At 75.2% G+C, this 18,388-nt stretch carries 16 protein-coding genes; 5 read left to right on the top strand and 11 right to left on the bottom strand.

The genetic code is table 11. From position 1 onward, the window contains the following. The first annotated feature begins 6 nt into the window (after positions 1–6). Entirely contained in the window at positions 7–1,155 is a 1,149-nt protein-coding gene (locus HB370_RS36195) for a glycerophosphodiester phosphodiesterase family protein (protein ID WP_208974475.1), read from the top strand. A gap of 82 nt (positions 1,156–1,237) precedes the next feature. Here the strand turns inward: HB370_RS36195 and HB370_RS36190 are convergent, their stop codons facing one another. The 3 genes from HB370_RS36190 to HB370_RS36180 form a co-directional block, all read right to left on the bottom strand. After that, complete coding sequence (locus tag HB370_RS36190; protein WP_030788256.1) at positions 1,238–1,741, bottom strand: hypothetical protein; 504 nt, start codon at positions 1,739–1,741, stop codon at positions 1,238–1,240. 307 nt (positions 1,742–2,048) lie between these two features. Then, positions 2,049–2,861, bottom strand: a complete 813-nt coding sequence (locus HB370_RS36185; RefSeq protein WP_030788253.1) for an SAM-dependent methyltransferase — start codon at positions 2,859–2,861, stop codon at positions 2,049–2,051. A gap of 98 nt (positions 2,862–2,959) precedes the next feature. Next, on the bottom strand, positions 2,960–3,835 hold the full coding sequence (locus HB370_RS36180) for a helix-turn-helix transcriptional regulator (RefSeq protein ID WP_030788250.1): 876 nt from the start codon (positions 3,833–3,835) through the stop codon (positions 2,960–2,962). A 700-nt stretch (positions 3,836–4,535) separates the two neighbouring features. Here HB370_RS36180 and HB370_RS36175 point away from each other — a divergent pair. Continuing rightward, complete coding sequence (locus tag HB370_RS36175; protein WP_078637683.1) at positions 4,536–5,156, top strand: GNAT family N-acetyltransferase; 621 nt, start codon at positions 4,536–4,538, stop codon at positions 5,154–5,156. Here HB370_RS36175 and HB370_RS36170 read toward each other — a convergent pair. The 3 genes from HB370_RS36170 to HB370_RS36160 all read right to left on the bottom strand — a co-directional run bounded on the left by HB370_RS36170 (position 5,125) and on the right by HB370_RS36160 (position 8,283). Further along, positions 5,125–6,153 carry an acyl-CoA desaturase gene (locus HB370_RS36170; protein ID WP_051816020.1) on the bottom strand — a complete coding sequence of 343 codons (1,029 nt, stop codon included), beginning with the start codon at positions 6,151–6,153 and terminating at the stop codon, positions 5,125–5,127. The genes HB370_RS36175 and HB370_RS36170 overlap by 32 nt on opposite strands. A 27-nt stretch (positions 6,154–6,180) precedes the next feature. Further along, positions 6,181–7,428 carry a beta-ketoacyl-[acyl-carrier-protein] synthase family protein gene (locus HB370_RS36165; RefSeq protein ID WP_030788241.1) on the bottom strand — a complete coding sequence of 416 codons (1,248 nt, stop codon included), beginning with the start codon at positions 7,426–7,428 and terminating at the stop codon, positions 6,181–6,183. Positions 7,429–7,608: 180 nt separating this feature from the next. Next, positions 7,609–8,283, bottom strand: coding sequence for a lysophospholipid acyltransferase family protein (locus HB370_RS36160; RefSeq protein ID WP_030788238.1), 675 nt, complete (start codon positions 8,281–8,283; stop codon positions 7,609–7,611). Positions 8,284–8,400: 117 nt separating this feature from the next. Between HB370_RS36160 and HB370_RS36155 the strand changes: the two genes are divergently transcribed. Together HB370_RS36155 and HB370_RS36150 are read left to right on the top strand one after the other, a co-directional pair. Continuing rightward, positions 8,401–9,693 (top strand): cytochrome P450, encoded by a 1,293-nt coding sequence (locus HB370_RS36155; RefSeq protein ID WP_051816019.1) that lies wholly within the window; start codon positions 8,401–8,403, stop codon positions 9,691–9,693. Between the two features lie 104 nt (positions 9,694–9,797). Further along, positions 9,798–11,417, top strand: coding sequence for a peroxidase family protein (locus tag HB370_RS36150; protein ID WP_037702576.1), 1,620 nt, complete (start codon positions 9,798–9,800; stop codon positions 11,415–11,417). An 11-nt stretch (positions 11,418–11,428) separates the two neighbouring features. Here HB370_RS36150 and HB370_RS36145 read toward each other — a convergent pair whose 3' ends face one another. After that, positions 11,429–11,689: a hypothetical protein gene (locus HB370_RS36145; protein WP_030788230.1), complete on the bottom strand. Its 261-nt coding sequence runs from the start codon at positions 11,687–11,689 to the stop codon at positions 11,429–11,431. A gap of 26 nt (positions 11,690–11,715) precedes the next feature. Next, entirely contained in the window at positions 11,716–13,881 is a 2,166-nt protein-coding gene (locus tag HB370_RS36140) for an acetoacetate decarboxylase family protein (RefSeq protein ID WP_051816018.1), read from the bottom strand. Positions 13,882–14,118: 237 nt separating this feature from the next. On the opposite strand from HB370_RS36140, the gene HB370_RS36135 reads away from it, so the two are divergent. Next, the gene (locus HB370_RS36135) at positions 14,119–15,114 is read left to right on the top strand and encodes an acyl-CoA desaturase (protein ID WP_030788224.1); all 996 of its coding nucleotides are present in this window, start codon (positions 14,119–14,121) and stop codon (positions 15,112–15,114) included. On the opposite strand, the gene HB370_RS36130 is transcribed toward HB370_RS36135, so the two are convergent. The 3 genes from HB370_RS36130 to HB370_RS42545 form a co-directional block, all read right to left on the bottom strand. Next, the gene (locus tag HB370_RS36130; protein ID WP_030788221.1) at positions 15,096–15,845 is read right to left on the bottom strand and encodes a DUF4239 domain-containing protein; all 750 of its coding nucleotides are present in this window, start codon (positions 15,843–15,845) and stop codon (positions 15,096–15,098) included. The two genes, HB370_RS36135 and HB370_RS36130, sit on opposite strands and share 19 nt — an antisense overlap. Positions 15,846–15,945: 100 nt before the next feature. Further along, a complete protein-coding gene (locus tag HB370_RS42550) occupies positions 15,946–16,071 on the bottom strand; it encodes a hypothetical protein (protein ID WP_280117777.1) in 126 nt (41 codons plus the stop codon). Between the two features lie 173 nt (positions 16,072–16,244). Then, a complete protein-coding gene (locus HB370_RS42545) occupies positions 16,245–18,287 on the bottom strand; it encodes a hypothetical protein (protein ID WP_208974474.1) in 2,043 nt (680 codons plus the stop codon). Between the last annotated feature and the right edge of the window lie 101 nt (positions 18,288–18,388).

The following is an 18,388-nucleotide window of genomic DNA, read 5'->3' as shown; positions in this document are numbered from 1 at the left end:
TTCCCGATGTCCGTACGACACCCGTCCCTGCGACGCCCGTTCCTACGACACCTGTCCCCACGCCCCCTGTCCCCACGACGCCCGGCCCTGCGGCGCCTCGCGCGGCCCCTGGTCGCCGGCCCGGTCCTGCTGTCCGCGCTGCTGACCCCGGTGGCCGCGCACGCGGCGCCGGGCGGACCCGCGCCGGCCCGCTTCGACCTCCAGGCGCACCGCGGCGGTCTCGGCCTGACCACCGAGGAGTCGCTGGAGGGCTTCGGCAAGGCGCTGCGGCTCGGGGTGTCCACGCTGGAGCTGGACACCCAGATCACCCGGGACCTGAAGGTGGTCGTCAACCACGACCGGCAGATCAGCGGCGTCAAGTGCCGGGACACCGGCCCGCTCACGCCCGGCGACCCGGTGTACCCCTATGCCGGCAAGTACATCAAGGACCTGACGCTGGCTCAGATCAAGACGCTGGACTGCGGCTACCGGCAACTGCCCGGCTTTCCCGAGCAGGAGGTCGTCACGGGGTTCCGGATGGTGGAGCTGAAGGACGTCCTCGGCCTGGTCAAGAGCTACCGGGCCCGGGGCGTGAAGCTGAACATCGAGACCAAGGTGGAGGCCGGAGCGCCCGAACAGACCGCGCCGCGCGAGGTGTTCGTGCGCCGGGTGTACGAGGAGATCCACCGCTCGGGCATCGAGCGGCAGGTCACCATCCAGTCGTTCGACTGGGGTGCGCTGAAGGCGATGCACCGGCTCGCGCCGAGGTGGCCGCTGGTGGCGCTGACGAACTACGACTTCCTCCAGGTCGGCCGGCCCGGCGCGTCCCCGTGGCTGGGCGGGATCGACGCCGACGACTACGGCGGTGACTTCGTCCGGGCGGCGGCGACCCTGCCCGGCGTCACCACGCTCTCCCCCAACTACGGCTTCCCGCAGAGCGGCAAGGTCGGCGACCCGGGCTTCCGGTTCTACTCCGACGCGGCCATGGTCGCCGAGGCGCATGCCCGGGGGCTGAAGGTGGTGCCGTGGACCTGTGACGACCCGGCCACCGTGGCGGCGCTGATGGACCTGGGCGTCGACGGGATCATCACCGACTATCCCGACCGGGTACGGCGGATCATGGCCGACCGGGGCATGCGGCTGCCGCGCCCGTACCAGCCGCACGGCCACGTCTGACACGCGCCGGGCAGGCGGAACGGCCGGGCAGGCGGAACGCGGGCCCCGCCCCGAATGGGGCGGGGCGGGGCCCGCGCCCGGGTCAGGCGGCCGGCTCGAGGCCGGTGATCTTCAGGGTCTTCAGGTCGGACCGGACGTCGATCCGGCTGACCGCGGCGTGCGGGCCGTCGCCCCAGGTGAGCGTGACCCGGTTGGTGGCGTGGCCGGCGCCGGAACCGGTGTAGGTCACCTTCCACTTCACCGGCACGTTCTGCGCGAACAGGATGCCGTCGGCGTGCTCGCGCCGCTCGTAGGCGGCGACCGCCTTCCGGGCCCCGGCGGAGAGGTAGAAGCCGCGCAGGGCCTTGGCGCTCGCCGCCGCCGTGGGGTCGTCGGCGGCCCAGACGGCGTCGATGTAGGCGCCGTAGAAGTCGGCCACGTGCTGGGTGACGCCGCGCGGGTCGCCCTGGGCGGTGGCGGGCGCGGCGGTGGCACGGGGGGTGTGGCTCGTGGTGCCGCCCGCGAGGGCGGGGGTGACGGCGGCCAGCGTGAGGCCGGCGGCGAGGGCCGTGGCGGTGAGGAGGGACTTGCGGCTGTGCTCGGACATATGTCTCGTTCCCCCGGATTCTTCGTGACCGGGCCGATCCCGGCCTTCGACGGTCCCTAAGACCGCTTTCCGGGCGTTCCGGTTCCGTGGTCGGAGGGTTGTTTCCTCCGGTCCCGCCGAGGGCGGGTCGTCCCGGTTCCGGCGGGGCGGGCTGCTCCGGTCCTGCCAGGGCTCGTTCCAGGGGCTGTCTTCCGGTCGTCGCGGGTGCGGCGACCGCCCGGCCCGCCGTACGGCCCGTCGTACGTGTCGTACGACGAGGGGCGGGGCCGGGGTCCGGGAGGTGGGTCGGACCCCGGCCCCGGGTCTGTCACGGCTTGCGGGCTACCGCGCCGTACATGGCGATGTCCTCGTCCCGGACGCCCTGCGCGCCGCCGTCGGGGTGCCACTTGTGCACCTGGACGACGCCGGGCTCGACCAGGTCCAGGCCGTCGAAGAACTCGTGGGCCTCGGCCAGGGTGCGCAGCCGCATCGGCATGCCGCGGGCCGCGTACTCGCGGGCGACCCGGCCCACCTCGGCGGGGGCGAACTCGGCGGTGCCGATGGACATCGCGAGGTAGCTGCCCGAGGGCAGCGGCTCCAGCAGCCGGCGCACCACGCCGACCGCGTCGTCCTCGTCCAGCATGAAGTGCACGATCGCGATGACGGTGAGGGCGACGGGCCGGCTCAGGTCCAGCGTCTCGCGCAGTTCGGGGGCGCCCAGGATGGCCGCCGGGTCCCGGAAGTCGGCCTCCACGTACGCGGTCCGGCCCTCGGGCGCACTGGCCAGCAGGCCCTGGGAGAGGGTGAGCACGATCGGGTCGTTGTCGACGTAGACGACCCGGGACCCGGGGGCCACGGCCTGGGCGATCTCGTGCAGGTTGGGCGAGGTCGGGATGCCGGTGCCGATGTCCAGGAACTGCCGCACGCCCGCGTCCTCGGCCAGCCAGCGCACCGCGCGGTTCATGAAGTCGCGGTTGGCCCGCATGTGCACCGGGAGCGCGGGCCACTCCCGCGTCATCGCCTCGCCCGCCTCCTTGTCGGCGGGGTAGTAGTCCTTGCCGCCGAGTATGTAGTCGTAGATGCGGGCGGAGTGGGCGTTCTCGGTGTCGATCCGGTCGGCCGGCCATCCGTTGTCGGGCAACGCCGTGTCTCCCATTCGGGTCAGGGGTCGGGCCCTCGCGTCGGCACGTGCGGGGGCGGTTGCGCGGGGTGGTGCGACGGGCGGATACGGTCGGCGGCTCACCACTCCTTGCGCAGTTCGGCGAGCAGGGTCTCGGTCTTGCGGGCGGACGGTGCCTGGGCGCTCAGCCGGTCCAGGGCCTCCCGGTAGACCACCACCTCCTCGGGCTTGTCCAGGTACTCGGCCCTGGCCAGGCAGCTGAGGTAGGCGATGTCGGGCAGTTCGCGGGCGCGGAACCGGAAGAGGTGGAAGGCGCCGCCCCACAGCGCGGGATGCGGTCCGCCCGCGAACGGCATGACCTGCACGGTGACATGGGGCAGCCGGCCCAGCTCGATGAGGTGGTCGATCTGCGCGCGCATCACCTGCGGGCCGCCGACCGGCCGGCGCAGCACGGTCTCGTCCATCACCACCCACAGCCGCGGTGGTTCGGCCCCGGTCAGCAGCTTCTGGCGGCGCGTGCGCAGCGCGACCCGGCGTTCGGTGATCTCGGCCGGGGCGTGCGGGTAGGACGCGGTGAGCAGGGCGCGGGCGTAGTCCTCGGTCTGCAGCAGGCCGTGCACGAACTGGTTCTCGTAGCCGCGCAGTTGCAGGGCCGCCTGCTCCAGGCTGAGGTAGGCGGGCAGCCAGTGGGGCACGACGTCGCGGTATGTGTGCCACCAGCCGCGCTTGTTGGCCTCGCGCACGGACTGCAGGAAGGTGTCGACCTCCTCCCGGTCCGTGACGCCGTAGACCTGGAGGAGCTTCTCGGCGTCCGCGAGCCGCAGCCGGGCCACCTTGGCGGCCTCCATGCGGCGGATCGTGGAGTGGCTGACCCCGATGGCCGCGCCCGCCTCGGCGAAGCTGAGGCCGGCCCGGATGCGCAGTTCCTCCAGCCGTCTGCCGAGGATCATGCGCAGCACGGAGGGCGCGCCGCCCCACTCGGTCTCCACGGTCACGCCCACCCCCCTCGTCAGCTTCGGCCGTCCGCGCAGGCGGATCGGCTCCCGGCCCATTCGATCACGTTCCGTCGGATGCAGCATGCACTTCACCACTTGCAAATTTCAACTTGCCGGTTGCGATGCCTGGTTGGCAGGTGCCAGAGTGGTCCCGCTGCTCCGGCCCGACCCACGGAGCAGGCGGCACGTCCGGCCCAAGCAAGACAGGCCGTCGGCAGGGCCTTTCCGCAGGTGGCGCGAGCGTGCCGCCCGAACGGCCGGTCCGTCGGCCGCGACTTCGCACACGAGGCCGGACGAAAGGCGTACGGCGATGACTCCGTCCTCTCCCCCGACGGCTCCCCCGCCCGGCCGCCGGCCAACCGCCGCCGCGGACCGCTCCCGCGCGGCGGGGGCCGCACCCGGTCCCGCCGACGGCCGGCGGCACCGGGCAGGGCGAGCGTGCCGCCCCGGCAGGCGGGCACGGCGCCGCCACCGAGGCGGAGCGGGCGAGGCCGCCCGGTGAACCACCCGGAGGCGAGTGTCCTGGTCGACTCCCTGGGCTCTGCGGCCCCGACCGGCTCGCCTCCGGGGCTCTCCGCACCCCGGGCCGCCCCTGAACCACCTCTCCCCCACGGCGTCCGGCCCGGAGGCGGGGGAACCGGCCGTGCCCGACCGGCGGAGCGGACATATGCTGCGAAATGCCGCCCCGAAGGGAGTGCTCATGGCCGACACGCCCACCGATCCCACCGCCGCTCCGGCCCCGCAGGACCCGCAGGACCCCTCGGAGCCGGCGTCCCCGCCCGGCTCCCCCGCCGGTGAGCTGACGCTGCGCCCGCTCGGCATCGAGCACCTGGCCGCCGTACTCGACCTCGGTCACCGGGTGTACGACACCGAGGCGATGCCGTACACCGGCTGGTCGCTGTCTGCGGTCGCCGGGCATCTGGACGCGCCGGACCCGGCCTGTCTCGTGCTGCTCGACGGGGACCGGGTCGCCGGGTTCGTGCTCGGTTCGCTGTCCTTCGAGCAGCGCGCCGACTGGGGTTACCTGGAGTGGATCGCCGTCGACCCCGACTACCAGGGGCGCGGGGCGGCCTCCCGGCTGGTGCGGGAGTGCTGTGCGCTACTGGCCGGGGCCGGCGCGGTGTGCGTGGTCACGGACGTGGAGCGGCGCAACACCGCCTCCGCCGAGCTGATGCGCCGCAACGGCTTCGCGGAGGAGGCCAGCGTCAGTCTCTTCGTCCGGCCGCTCACCGACGCGTCCGAGGCCGGCACGGGCCGGGCCCGGGGCGGCTCCGGGCCGCGCCGTCACCTCACCCGCGCGGCGGCCGAACGGGTCCGCTGACACCGGCCGCGTCCGCCCGGGCCCGGTCCGCCCCGGCCCGTTCTCCCCCGACGCGGCTGTCGGCGTCCGGCTCGCGCCGGGCCGCGTGGCGGCGGTGGTCCGGCCAGCGCACGTCGTAGGCCCAGCCGAGGCGCTCGAACCAGCGGATCAGCCGGGCGCTCGCGTCGAGCTGGCCGGGGAGCACGCCGTGCCGGGCGCTGGTGGGGTCGGCGTGGTGCAGGTTGTGCCAGGACTCGCCGAAGGACAGCGGGGCCAGCCACCACACGTTGCCGGAGCGGTCCCGGCTGCGGAACGGGCGGGAACCGGTCGCGTGGCAGATGGAGTTGATGGACCAGGTGACGTGGTGGACCAGGCAGATCCGGACCGGTCCGGCCCAGAACAGCGCGGTGAGGGCGCCCTGCCAGGACCAGGACAGTGCCCCGCCGAGCAGGGCGGGCAGGGCGAGGGAGGCGAGCACCAGCAGGCCGAAGCGCCGGGAGATCAGCATCAGGGCGCGGTCGCGGACCAGGTCGGGCGCGTAGGCGCGGGGTGAGGCGTGCTCGGTCTCGAACAGCCAGCCCAGGTGGGCGTAGAGCATGCCCTTGGCGAGGGCGCGGGGCGAGTGACCGTACCGCCAGGGCGAGTGCGGGTCGCCGTCCCGGTCCGAGTACCTGTGGTGCTTGCGGTGGTCGGCCACCCAGGTGATGAGCGGGCCCTGCACGGCGAGGCTGCCGGCCAGCGCGAGGGCGATCCGCAGCGGCCGGCGGGCCTTGAAGGAGCCGTGGGTGAAATGCCGGTGGAAGCCGACCGTGATGCCGAGCCCGCTGACCAGGTAGAAGGCGACGGCGAGGGTGAGGTCGACGGGGCTGAGCCCGTGCCGCCAGGCCAGCGGCACGGCGGCGAGCAGGGCGAGGAACGGTACGGCGACGAAGACGCCGATCATCAGCTGCTCGCCGGTGGGCCGGGACCGGCCGCGGGCCGCGGCCGGCGGGGCGGCGTCGGAGATCTCGGAGGACATGACGGCCCTTTCTTCCGCCCGGGCGGACTAGCCGGCGGCGGTGAAGGCGAGTACGGCGTTCTGGCCGCCGAAGCCGAAGGAGTTGCTGACGGCGGCCGCCATCCGGTGCGGCCGGGGCACCTTGGTGACGATGTCCAGGTCCATCGCCGGATCGAGCGTGTCCAGGTTGGCGGTGGGCGGGATCAGCTGGTGGCGCAGGGTGAGCACGGTGCAGGCCGCCTCGATGGCTCCGGCGCCGCCGATGGCGTGCCCGATGGTGCCCTTGACGGCGGTGACGGGCGGGGGGCGGCGGAAGACGCGGTGCAGCGCGTTGTGTTCGGCGGCGTCCCCCTGCGGGGTGGCGGTGCCGTGCGCGTTGACGTGGTCGATGTCCTCGGGGCCCAGACCGGCGTCGGCGAGTGCGGCGCCGAGGGCGCGGGCGGCGCCGTCGCCGTCGGGGTGCGGGGCGGTGAAGTGGTGGGCGTCGCAGGAGGCGCCGAACCCGGCGAGCAGTGCCTGGGGCCGGGCGCCCCGGGCGCGGGCGTCCGCGGTGCGTTCCAGGACGAGGACGGCGGCGCCCTCGCCGAGGACGAAGCCGTCCCGGTCCCGGTCGAAGGGGCGGGAGGCGGCGTCGGGGCTGTCCGCGCGGCGGGACAGGGCGCGCATCTGGGCGAAGCAGGCGGCGGTCATCCGCAGCCGGGCCGACTCGCTGCCGCCGGCCAGGACCAGGTCGCAGCGGCCGGACAGCAGCCAGTCCCGGGCGAGGCCCAGCGCGCTGGTGCCGGAGGCGCAGGCGGTGCTGACGACCATGTTGGGGCCGAGCGCGCCGAGGTCCAGGGCGATCTCCGCGGCGGCCATGTTGGGCACGCTGCGCGGCAGCGCCAGCGGGGAGACGCGCTCGGGGACGGCGGCGGCGAGCCGGTCGAACTCGGCCTGCCAGCCCTGCATGGAGCCGGTGCCGACGCCCATCACCACGCCGACCCTGGCACCGTCCCAGTCGGCCGGGGCGAGCCCGGCGTCGGCGACGGCCTCGCGGGCGGCGAGCAGCGCGAAGGTGGTGAACCGGTCGAGCCGGCGGGCCAGCCGGTGCCCGAGCAGGGCGGGCGCGTCCAGGCCGGGGACCTGGCAGGAGAAGGCCACGGGCAGTCCGGCCAGGGCGGGGTCGGCGGCGGCGGTGGACTGCCCCGCGCACAGTCCCGCCCAGGCCGCCTCCCGGCCGATGCCCGCCGGGGTGATCAGGCCGAGTCCGGTGACGGCGACCGGGGCCCGGGGCGTGCCTGTGTGCACCTGTTGCATGAGCCGTGATTATCCGGACCGGACGGCCCGGCCCCGCGCCACGACAGCTCGTACGGCCGGGGATGGGACGCGCTACCACCCGGATGCGCGAACGCGGCGAGCGGATCCGCTCGCGCGGCGCGCCGATACGGTGCCCGGCCGGCGGGACCGGCTGGGCGGTGCGGTGCCCGCCCCGTCGGATCAGCCGCTCGCCCTCGCCCCGTCCGCCCCCTCCCCCAAAGCCCGGACCGCGGCCGACCATGCCTCGGCGAGGGCGGTTTCCAGGGTGGTCACGGGGTGGTCGGAGGTGTCCAGGCGGAGGGCGGGGCCGATGTGGACGTGGACGCGGGGGCGGCGCAGCGGCGCGGTGGCCCAGCCGGCGAGCTGCTTGGCGCGGCTGCCGGAGGAGACCCGGCGGGCGCCGGCGTGCCCGAGCGGGATCACCGGCGCGCCGGTGGACAGCGCGAGCCGGACCGCCCCGGACTTCAGGCGTCCGGGCGGGCGGTCGTGGGAGGCGCGGTAGCCGGGCAGGCCGCCCTCCGGGTAGATGAGCACGTCCCGACCGGCGGCCAGGGCGTCGGCGGCGTGCCGGAGGGCGTCCGGGGCGCGCCGGCTGCCCCGGTGCACGGGCACGTGGCCCTCCCGGGTGAGGGCCCGGCCGAGCAGCGGCACCCGCCACAGTCCGGCCGTGGCCAGCACGGCGGGGCGCACACCGAGCCGGTGCAGGGTGCCGAGGAGCAGGACCGGGTCGAAGAACGAGGTGTGGTTGGCGGCGAGGAGGCGGCCGGTGCCGGGCGGCCGCGCCAGGTGGCCGGTGCCGGTCACACTCGTGTCGCTGAATACGGGCACCAGTGCCCCGGCCCACGCCGACAGCATCGGGCACTCCTCTCCGCCGCGTCCCCCGGACGCCCATCGTCACCCGCGAGCCGCCCGCCCGCACCCCTCTGCCCCGAATGCCCGTCCGGCGTGCGGTGGCCGCGGGCCGGTGGCTGAATGACCGGCATGGACTTCCTCGCCGCGTACGACGCGCTCCCCCAGGACGACGTCCCGCAGCGGGTGGCACTGCTGCGGCGGGCCATGACGACCGGCAGGGCGGAGCTGTTCGCCGAGCTGCGCGCCCGCCGGCCGGTGTTCGCCACGCCCATCGGTGTGTTCGTCACCCGGCACCCCGATGTCCTGGAGGTGCTGTCGGCGCCCGAGACGTTCACCGTGGGGGTGTTCGGCCCGGCGCTGGAGGACGTGCTCGGCGGGCCGTTCCTCCTCGCCCGGGACGGCGCGGACGTGCACTGGCGGGAGCGCGGGTACGGGCAGCTGATGCTCGCCGCCGAGGACGCGCCCCGGGTGCGGGAACTCACCGCGCGGATCGCCGACGAGGTGCTGGACGAGGCGATCGGCCGGGGCGCGGACACCTTCGACCTCGTCCAGGACTACGCCCGGCTGGCCGCCGCCCGGGTCGCGGTCGCCTATCTGGGCTTCACCGGCATCGAGGAGGAGACGCTGCACTCCTGCACGCGCCGGATGCAGTGGGCGTTCGCCATCAACCCGGGGCGTGACCCGGAGATCCACGCGGCGGGCGTGGCCGCCGGCCGGGAACTGCACGACCGGGTCGCCGAGGTGATCGCCCGCCGCCGGGCCGCGCCCGGCGACGACGGCCCGGACGACGTGCTGGGCCGGATGCTGAGCACCCGGCTGCCCGCCGGGTACGGCTTCGACGACGAGCGGGTCAACGCCAACCTGGTCGGCTACCTGACGGGCTATCAGCAGAACGCCACCCAGTGCACGGCCACCGCGCTGAAGGAACTCGCCGTACGTCCCGAGGTGCTGGCGGAGGCGGAGCGCGCGGCGGGCGAGAGCGACCCGTCCCGCTTCGACGCCTATGTGTGGGAGGCGCTGCGCTTCCACCCGTTCGTGCCGGTCACGCCCCGGCTGTGTGTGCGTGACCACCTGCTGGCCGCGGGCACCGGGCGGCAGACGCTCATCCCGGCGGGGAGCGTGGTGCTGGCCTGCTTCGCGTCGGCCATGGCCGACGAGGAGGTGCTCGACGCGCCGGACGAGTTCCGGCCCGGTCGCCCGCCCGCGCACAACCTCGTCCTCGGCTACGGCGCCCACGACTGCGTCGGCCGGTACGCGGCCCGGGTCATCGTGCCGGAGCTGGTGCGGCGGGTGCTGCTGCGCCCCGGCGTGCGCCCGCTGCCCGGAGCCGAACGCGCCCTGGACTACGCGGGCACCCCGTTCCCCCAGCACTACACCGTGCGGTCCGGCCGCGACGCCGTGCCCGCGCCCTGACCCGGGGGTCCGGCCGGGCCGCGCACCGGCCGCCCCGTGAACCGACACGATCCGCGCACCGACGATCCGTGAACCGACCGATCCGTGAACCGACCGGAGGACCGATGGCCGTCACGTCCCGACCACCGCAGGAGGGGACGCCGCCCTGGACCGGGGCCAGGGACAGGTCCCGGGACGGGCTACGCAACCGCTTCGAGACACATCTGCTGACCCACTACGGCCCGGCCTGGCAGACGGCCCAGCGCAGCCGGTGGCTGCACCGCAGGCTCAACTCCCGGCTGATCGACCTCGCCGTGCTCAAGGCACCGCCGCGCCCCAACCCGCTGAGCACCAAGGCCCCGTACACCTCCTGGGACTCGTTGACCGACCGGACCTGGGTGGGCCGGCAGCTGCCGCCGGTGACCGGGGGGCGGCGGGACCTGCCCGCCCCGGAGCGGGTGGCCGAGCTGTTCCGGCGCGAGGGCGAGGGCCGCCGTTGCGCCCGGTCCAGCGCGCTGCTGCCGGCGTTCGCGCAGTGGTTCACCGACGGGTTCCTGCGCGGCCACGCGGCCACCGGCGACCCGCGGCGCACCGACTCGCCGCACACCCTGGACATGTGCCAGCTCTACGGCGACCGGGAGGAGGTCACCGCCTGTCTGCGCGCCTTCCGGGGCGGCCGGCTGAAGAGCCGGATCGTCGACGGCGGCGAGTTCCCGCCCGCGCTGTGCGAGGGCGGGCGGATCAGGGAGGAGTTCCGGGCGATCCGTCCGGTGCGGTTCGACGAGGTCCCCGAGGAGTTCGTGGACACGCTGTTCGCGTGGGGCGGGGAGCGGGCGCACGCGCACATCGGGCCGATGGCGCTGAACGTCCTGTTCCTGCGCGAGCACAACCGGGTGGCCGGCCTGCTCGCCGACGCGCACCCGGACTGGGACGACGAACGGCTCTTCCAGACCACCCGCAACACGCTGATCGTGCTGATGATCCGGGTGATGCTGGAGGAGTACATCAACCACATCACGCCGTACCACTTCGGTTTCGTGCTCGATCCGGTGCGCACCGACCGGGGGGTGTGGCACCGGGAGAACCGGGCGACGATCGAGTTCAGCCTCGTCTACCGCTGGCACAGCCTGATCCCGTCGACGTACACCATCGCGGGCCGGCCGGTGCCGCTCGCGCACACCGTCGCCAACGGGCAACTGGTCCTGGACCGGGGCCTCGGCCCGCTGTTCCAGGATCTGTCCCGGCAGCCGGCCGGTCTGTCCGGACTGTTCAACACCGACCCGCTGCTGCTGCCCATCGAGGAGCGCAGCGTCGCCGTCGGCCGGGAGCTGCGGCTGGCCTCGTACAACGACTACCGGGCCTACTACGGCTTCCCCCGGGTCACCGACCCGGGGCAGATCTCCGGCGACCCGCGGGTCCAGCGGGCGCTGACGGAGGTGTACGACGACGTGGACGCGATCGATCTGCACGTGGGGCTGTTCGCGGAGGAGCCGGAGCCCGGGGCGATCTTCGGCCGGCTGCTCGAACGGATCATCTCCGTCGACGCGTTCTCCGAGGCGCTGAACAACCCGCTGCTGGCGCCCCGCCTGTTCGGGCCCGCCACCTTCTCCCCCGAGGGCTGGGAGATCATCCGGCACACCCGCAGCTTCTCCGACCTGGTGCACCGCAACCTGCCGGAGGACAAGGGGCGTTACGTCGTCTCGCTCGGCCGGAGCGCGGCGGACGCCCGGGCCGCGGTGGTCTGAGCCGGACGGGTTCAGTCACCCGCACCCGCGTGGATCCGCAACGCCTCGGCAGCCGAGCGCAGTTGCTCCGCCGCCGTGGTGCAGGCGGCGGCCTGCCGCTCCAGCGTGGGGCGGCTCCACTCCGGGGCCGCCGGGCAGCCGGCGAGGGTGTCCGCGGTGGCGCGCAGCCGCCGGGCGTACACGTCCATCAGCTCGGCGTCCGACCGCAACGCCTCGGCGCGGTCGCGGAGTTCGGCATCGTACGACGTGAGGTGGGGGGACTCGGTCACCATGGCGGGCTCCCGTGGGGGTGGGGGCGTCAGCGTGGCAGGACGGCGCCGGCGCTGCGGTGGAGCATGAACTGGGGGCAGGTGAGGACCAGTCGGGGGCGGGCCGCGGCGATGCCGAGCCGGCGCAGATGGCCGCTGAGGGGTTCGGCGGCCCCGGTGTCCAGCCGCAGCCGGACACCGCCGCCGCGGTGCAGCCGCAGTCCGCCGTGGGCCCGGACCAGGGTGCGGATGGTGCTCTCGCCCCGGCGGCCGTAGAGGATCCAGTCGGCGTCGGGGCAGCGCGCGCCGGGCCCGAGGCGGCCGTCGACGGCGAGGCCCAGCTCCGGGGAGCGGACGGCGAGGTCCCGGCCGGTCAGCCTGGCCTCGGCGCTCGCCCGGACCGCGGGCTGGCCCCAGATCTCCCGGGCGACGGCCCGCGCCTCCTCACTGGTGACGGCGAGGGAGACGACGTACCGGCCGGTGCGGCGCAGGTCGACCCGGCGCAGCAGGTCCAGGGCCACGTCGTAGGGGCGGGGCCGCCACAGGTCGTCCACCAGCACCGAGAGGGCGATCTCGGTGTACGGGCCGATGGTGGTGCAGCGGTGCTCGTACAGCGACAGCACCGCCAGCGCCCGTCGGCCCAGCCGGCTCGGCGTCATCCAGGTGACGCCGGGCAGCAGTGCGCGGGCGGTGTCCGCGTCGACGGGGAAGCACAGGTGGGCGGCGGAGGAGTCGTAGTAGCGCACGGGCACGTCGACCGGGCCGGCCGTGGTGGGCAGCGAGGTGGTGGGCAAGGTGAGGAAGGGGTAGCCCTCGGGCGGGTTGGCGCGGTCCTTGAGCTGGTAGGCCTGGGTGCGCACGACGGGGCCGCGGTAGGGGGTGAGGGCCTCGTCGACGCGTTCGCGGGCCTCGGGAATGACGGTGCGCAGGTGCTCGATGTACTCGTGGAGCATGTGGCACAGCGGGAACTCGTGGGTGGGCCCGGTGTAGTCGACCTCGTACCAGTTCGGGTGCGGGTCGAACGCGGAGCCCGCGCCGCGGCCGTCGAGGACGGGCACGATGTCGTGCTGGTTGGTGATGCTGGCGACCCAGGTGCGCGGGTCGGCGGGCTTCTTGGTGTCGACCGGGGAGCCGACGGCGACGACGTGGGTGACCCGGTAGGTGCGGCAGAACTCCTCGCTCTGGGCGAGGTTCATCACGGCGATCCCGCCCTCGCTGTGCCCGATCAGCGCGAGTTCGGCGCCGCGCGGGATGCCGTAGTCCCGCAGGGCGAGCAGGATCGCGCGGGTGTACGGCGAGTCGGGCATGAACAGGTTGCGCCAGGCGCCGACGAAGTCCTGCGGGGAGTCGGTGCGGGGGCGGCCCGGTGCCATGCCGGGCGCCTGGAGGACGTAGCGGACCACGCCGTCCGGACCGCGCACGTTCTGCAGCAGGATCCGCCCGTTCGTGGAGAGCATCTCGATGTTGCGCAGGAAGCCGAGGAACGACCCCTTGGTGGCGATGACCTGCCGCTCCTGCTCGGTGAGGCCGACGGCCTCGGCGGCGCCCTCGCCCTGGTCCAGGCCCGCGAGGTGGGCGGCGCTGACGCCGTGCAGCGGGTCGGCGGACAGTTCGCGGCCGGTGGCCAGCGCCCAGCCGGTCTCGTCGTTGTGCGGGTCCTCGTCCAGCAGGGCGCGGATCGCGAGGAGTTCGGCCATCAGCGGGGCCAGCCCGGACAGCGCGCGCTGGGCCCCCTGGTCGCGGAACAGGGCGCGCAGGGACCGTACGGCCGCCAGGTCCCTGTCGGTGGTGACGGCCTCGGTGAGCCGGCGCATGCCGGGATCGCGCACGAACTCCGGGTGGTCGACCAGCACGGCGGCGATCCGCAGCCGCAGCGAGGTGACCGCCACCAGCGCGGCCAGGCTCTCCCGGCCCAGCACCTCGCCGGCGGTGCCGAGGACGTGCCCCATGCCCTTCGGCGCGGTGATCGCCGAGCCGAGACCGTGTCTGCCGGTCAGGGCGCGCAGCAGGGCCCACCGGGCGGGCAGACCGGTGCGCGGGCGGCGGCGCGCGGAGGCGGTCAGCGCCGGGCTGAACAGCGCGGTACTGGTGCGCGCGGAGACCGCGCGGATGCCCTCGGCGACGTCCACCACCTCCCGCGCGCACCGGCGCAGCAGTTCCCTGTCCTCCCGGCCGTCCGGCGCGGGCCGTCCGGGTGCGGTGCCGTCCGCTCGCATCCGACGCTCCCTCGGCTCGGTGACATGGGGCGGAGCCGGGGCCGCGCCGGCGGGGGCGGCCCCGGCTCCCATGGTCGGCCAGCGGCGCCGCGCCCGCACCTTCATCCATCCAGGTAGAGGATGCCCGCGGGGGCCGCGCCGCCCGCCGAGCCTGGTGCGCGGGGGCCGCCTGGTCGGCGCATAATCGCCGCCCATGACCCCCTGCACCACCCCGCCCCGCCGCGCGGGAGGCACCCCGTGACCGTGACCCCCGAACACCCGGAGGGCCCGCGCGCCCCGCTCCCCGACACCGTCCCGGTCGGTCTGCCGCTGCGCACCGGCTATCTGCTCACCCTCGTGGTGGGCCCGCTGGCCGTGCTGGCGCTGGCGCTGCCTCTCGCCCTGGCCGGCGGCTGGGGGCCGCGCTGGTACGACGCGGTTCTCGGCGCCGGGATGTACGCGCTGTCCATCATGGGCATCACCGCCGGCTTCCACCGGCACTTCACCCATCTGTCGTTCAAGGCAAAACGTCCGCTGCGGATCGCCCTCGGGGTCGCGGGCAGCCTCGCCATGGAGGGCCCGGTGACGATGTGGGTCGCCGAGCACCGGCGCCACCACCAGTACGCGGACCGGGCGGGCGACCCGCACTCGCCCTGGAAGTACGGCACCACCCGGCGGGCCCTGCTGAAGGGCCTGTGGCACGCCCAGGTCGGCTGGTTCGCCTCCTCACCGGTCCGCTCCCACTACCCCCGCTACGCCCCCGACCTCCTCGCCGACCCGGACGTGCGCCGCCTGGACCGCTGTTACCCGCCGGCCGTCGCCGTCTCGCTCGCGCTGCCGCCGGTCCTGGTCCTGGCGGTCACCCAGGACGCACGGGCCGCGCTGGTCACCTTCTTCTGGGCGAGCCTGGTGCGGTACGCCGTCGTGCACCATGTCACCTGGTCGGTCAACTCCGTGGCGCACGCCTTCGGCCCGCGCCACTACCGCACCCGCGACCAGTCCCGGGACGTGCCCTGGGTGGCCCTGCTGACCTTCGGCGAGGGCTGGCACAACCTCCACCACGCCGACCCCAACAGCGCCCGGCACGGCGGGCTGCGCGGCCAGCCGGACCTCACGGCGTGGCTGATCGCCCGGTTCGAGCGGTGGGGCTGGGCGTACGACGTGCGCTGGCCGGACCCGCGGCGGATCACCGCCCGGCTGGACGCGGAAGCCGCCGGCCGCCGGGCGCCACACCGTCAACTGCCCGGGAAATAGCGGGAGAACGAGGTCGAGTCGACGGCGAACATGCCGTTGAAGGGCTCGTTCAGCCCGTAGACCAGCAACACGGTGAAGGTGATGAGCGCGGTCAGGCCCATCACCATCACCACATGGGTGACGCTGCGCCGTACGCCGAACATGAACATGAAGGCCACGGTCAGCAGGCCGCCTACGATCAGCCCGAACCACAGCACGGGTGACAGGGTGTCGCCGACATCCGCCTCCCGGCCGCGCCGGGCGTCGTCCAGCACGCTGAGCTGGGCCAGGGTCTCCTGGAGCGTGGCCTGCTGGGCGGGACTGGACCCGGAGGGGATCTGACCCGCCGACCTCAGGTCGTTCAGCAGGTCCCAGCCGCGCCGGTCCGGCGGCTGCCCGGCGACCATGACGGGCCACTCCTCGGACACCACGTGGTGCACGTACGCGTCGACGGCTTCCCTGGTCCGTTCGCCCGCCGGCGCGGGCAGCCCGGCGGAGAGCAGCCGGATCTGGTGCGCGGCGCTCGCCTCCACCTGCACATGGTCCTCCGCGGCGGACCGCGCCTCCCACACGGCCACCATCGACAGCCCGAGCACGAGGGCGTACAGCACGCTGACCATCATGGCGATGTACTCGGCGACGTCTTCGCGGGGTTCCTCGTCCGGGGCGGGCGGCCAGAAGCGGTGCTGGAGCAGCACGGCGCCCGCGGCGACCACGGCGATCCCCAGAACGACGGCGAAGGTCTCGATCATCGGCGCGGTCTCCTGTCGTCTCGTCTGGATTCGATGTCCCGGCCGGGGCGGGGCCGGGGGATGGCGGGGGCTGAGGGCTGGGGATGGCTGGGGGCTGGGGTTACTTGCCGATGCGCCGGGAGCCGAGCAGCGCGGCGGCGAGGGCGGCGGGGATCAGCAGCAGGAACAGCACGGCAAGCAGACCGAGCCCGGTCGGCCTGCCCCCGGGCCGCATGAACCGGGACATGATGGAGGGGGCGGAGGGCGAGGGAGAGGGGGTACGGGGGCCTGTGGGGGTGGTGGACCGGCCTCCGGTTGCCTGACCTCCGGTGCCCTGGCCACCGGTGGCTTGACCACCGACTGCTTCGCCGCCGGTGGCTTGGCCGCCGGTCGCCTGGCCTCCGGCCGCCTGACCACCCGTTACCTGACCACCCGTCGTCTGACCGCCGGTGGCTTGACCGCCGGTGGCTTGACCTCCGGTGGCTTGGCCGCCGATTGCCTGGCCGCCGACTGCTTCGCCTCCGGTCGCCTGACCACCCGTTGCCTGACCCCCCGTCGTCTGACCGCCGGTGGCTTGTCCCCCGGTGGCCTGACCGCCCGTGGCCAGACCACCGGTGGTCTGGCCTCCGGTGGTCTGGCCCTGGCCGGTGGTGGCTCCGCCTTGGCCGGCCGTGGCACCGGCCGCTGCTCCCGCGGTTCCTCCGCCGGCAGCCGCTGCGGCACCACCGGCAGCGGTCCCGCCACCCCCGCCTGCCGCCGCCGCTGCTCCTCCGGCCGCTGCCGCTCCCCAGACGGCCGCCGCACCGGCACCGCCGGCAGCCGCAGCCCCTCCTGCCGCCGCACCCGCGGCAGCGCCGGCGCCTGCGGCAGCACCCGTACCGGCGGCTGCTCCGGCTGCCGCACCGGCACCCGCAGCGGCACCGGCAACTGCCCCGCCACCGGCGGCGGCACCGGCGCCAGCGGCTGCCGCTCCGGCGGCGGCACCCGCACCGACCCCGGCACCCGCAGCAGCACCAGCCCCCGCACCTGCGCCGCCGGCCCCCGCACCCGCAGCCGCACCGGCCCCTGCTCCCCCAGCACCGGCACCCGCCGCCGCACCCACGCCCGCGCCAACGCCAGCAGCAGCACCGGCACCAGCAGCAGCACCGGCACCGGCAGCCACCCCGGCGCCCGCCGCCGCGCCCGCGCCCGCCGCAGCGCCCGCGCCTGCCGCAGCGCCGGCTGCCGCCCCAACTCCCGCGCCGGCACCCGCGGCTGCCGCCCCGGCGCCACCGCCGGCACCGGCACCGGCACCAGCCGCGGCACCCACACCGGCCCCGGCAGCAGCACCAACCCCAGCTCCCGCACCCCCGGCACCAGCGGCGGCACCGGCACCCGCAGCCGCGCCCGCAGCACCCGCGACGGCGCCGGGCGCGGCCACGCCGGGCGCGGGCACAGGCGCACCCGGAGCGGGCGCGCCCGGCGGCGGCAGCGGCGGGGGGGGCGGGGAGACGGCACCGGGGGGGGGGGGGGGCGGCGGGGGGGCGGGGGGCGGCACCGGCGCAGGGGGCGGTGGCAGCGGAGCGGGCGGAGGCGGGGCGGGGCGGGCGGGGCCGGGGGGGGGGGGGGGGGGGGGGGGGGGGGTGTGGGCGTTGCGGGGGGCGGAGGGGGTGGCGGAGGCGGGGGCAGCGGCGGGTACAGCGTGAACCCGCCGGTCGCCCAGGCCTTGAGCTTCGGGGGCCACTCCGGGCAGCCGTCGGGCCGGAGCGTGGTGAGCCGGTCGGTGCCCTTGACGTGCCCTTCGCTGAGGTACTCCCCCGGGGGTCGTTCGACGGTCGCCACGCACCGCGCGGTGATGCCCGGTTCGAGGCTCGGTACGGTGTCGTCGCCCGTCGCACAGACGATGGCCGGGGGCTGGAGGACCGGGTCGGTGAGCCGCAGGTCGTACACCGTGCGGTTGCCGGTGTTGGTCACGTCGTAGAAGACGGTGGCCCGGCCGAGGAGGAGGGCGCCGTCGGGGACTTCGCCGCCGGTCGTCACGGTCTCGGTCAGCGACAGCCGACCGCCGACGCCCGTGTATCCGGAGCGGGCCGAGGCCCGGGACTCGTAGCCGAGGGAGGGGACCTGGCCGACGGCCGTGACGTCCGCGATCCAGGTGCCCTCCCGCGCGGTGGACCGCGCGGTGCAGGTCGCCGAGTCGAGGCCGCGGAGCATGCGGAGGTGATCGCCGCCGCCGGGGCATCGGATGACGGCGTCGGGCAGGCCCGGGTCGCTCACCCGGACGTCGTAGAGGTCGGCCCCGGTCCGGTTGATCAGGCGGTACGTCTTCACGAGCGGGTGTCCGACGCGGATGCCGGGCCGGGTCGCCCCCGTGCCGGGCCTGGTGTTGACGGTGACCTCCAGGGCGAGCCCGTGGCTGCCCGCGCCGTCGGCGACGGCGCGGTCCACCGCTCCGGCCGACACGGCCATGAGCAGGGGCAGCACCGCGGGAAGCCGTGTCCCGACGGCCCGTCCGCACCCGACCAGCGATCCGATAAACACATAAATATGACTAACAGAGCAATTCAAGGCGGGTTTGGGTCCAC

It is taken from the genome of Streptomyces sp. DSM 40868 (assembly GCF_011820545.1).
Lineage (GTDB): Bacteria > Actinomycetota > Actinomycetes > Streptomycetales > Streptomycetaceae > Streptomyces > Streptomyces eurythermus.
The sequence above is the reverse complement of the archived record's forward strand: the minus strand, read 5'-3'. Positions and strand labels throughout refer to the sequence as shown.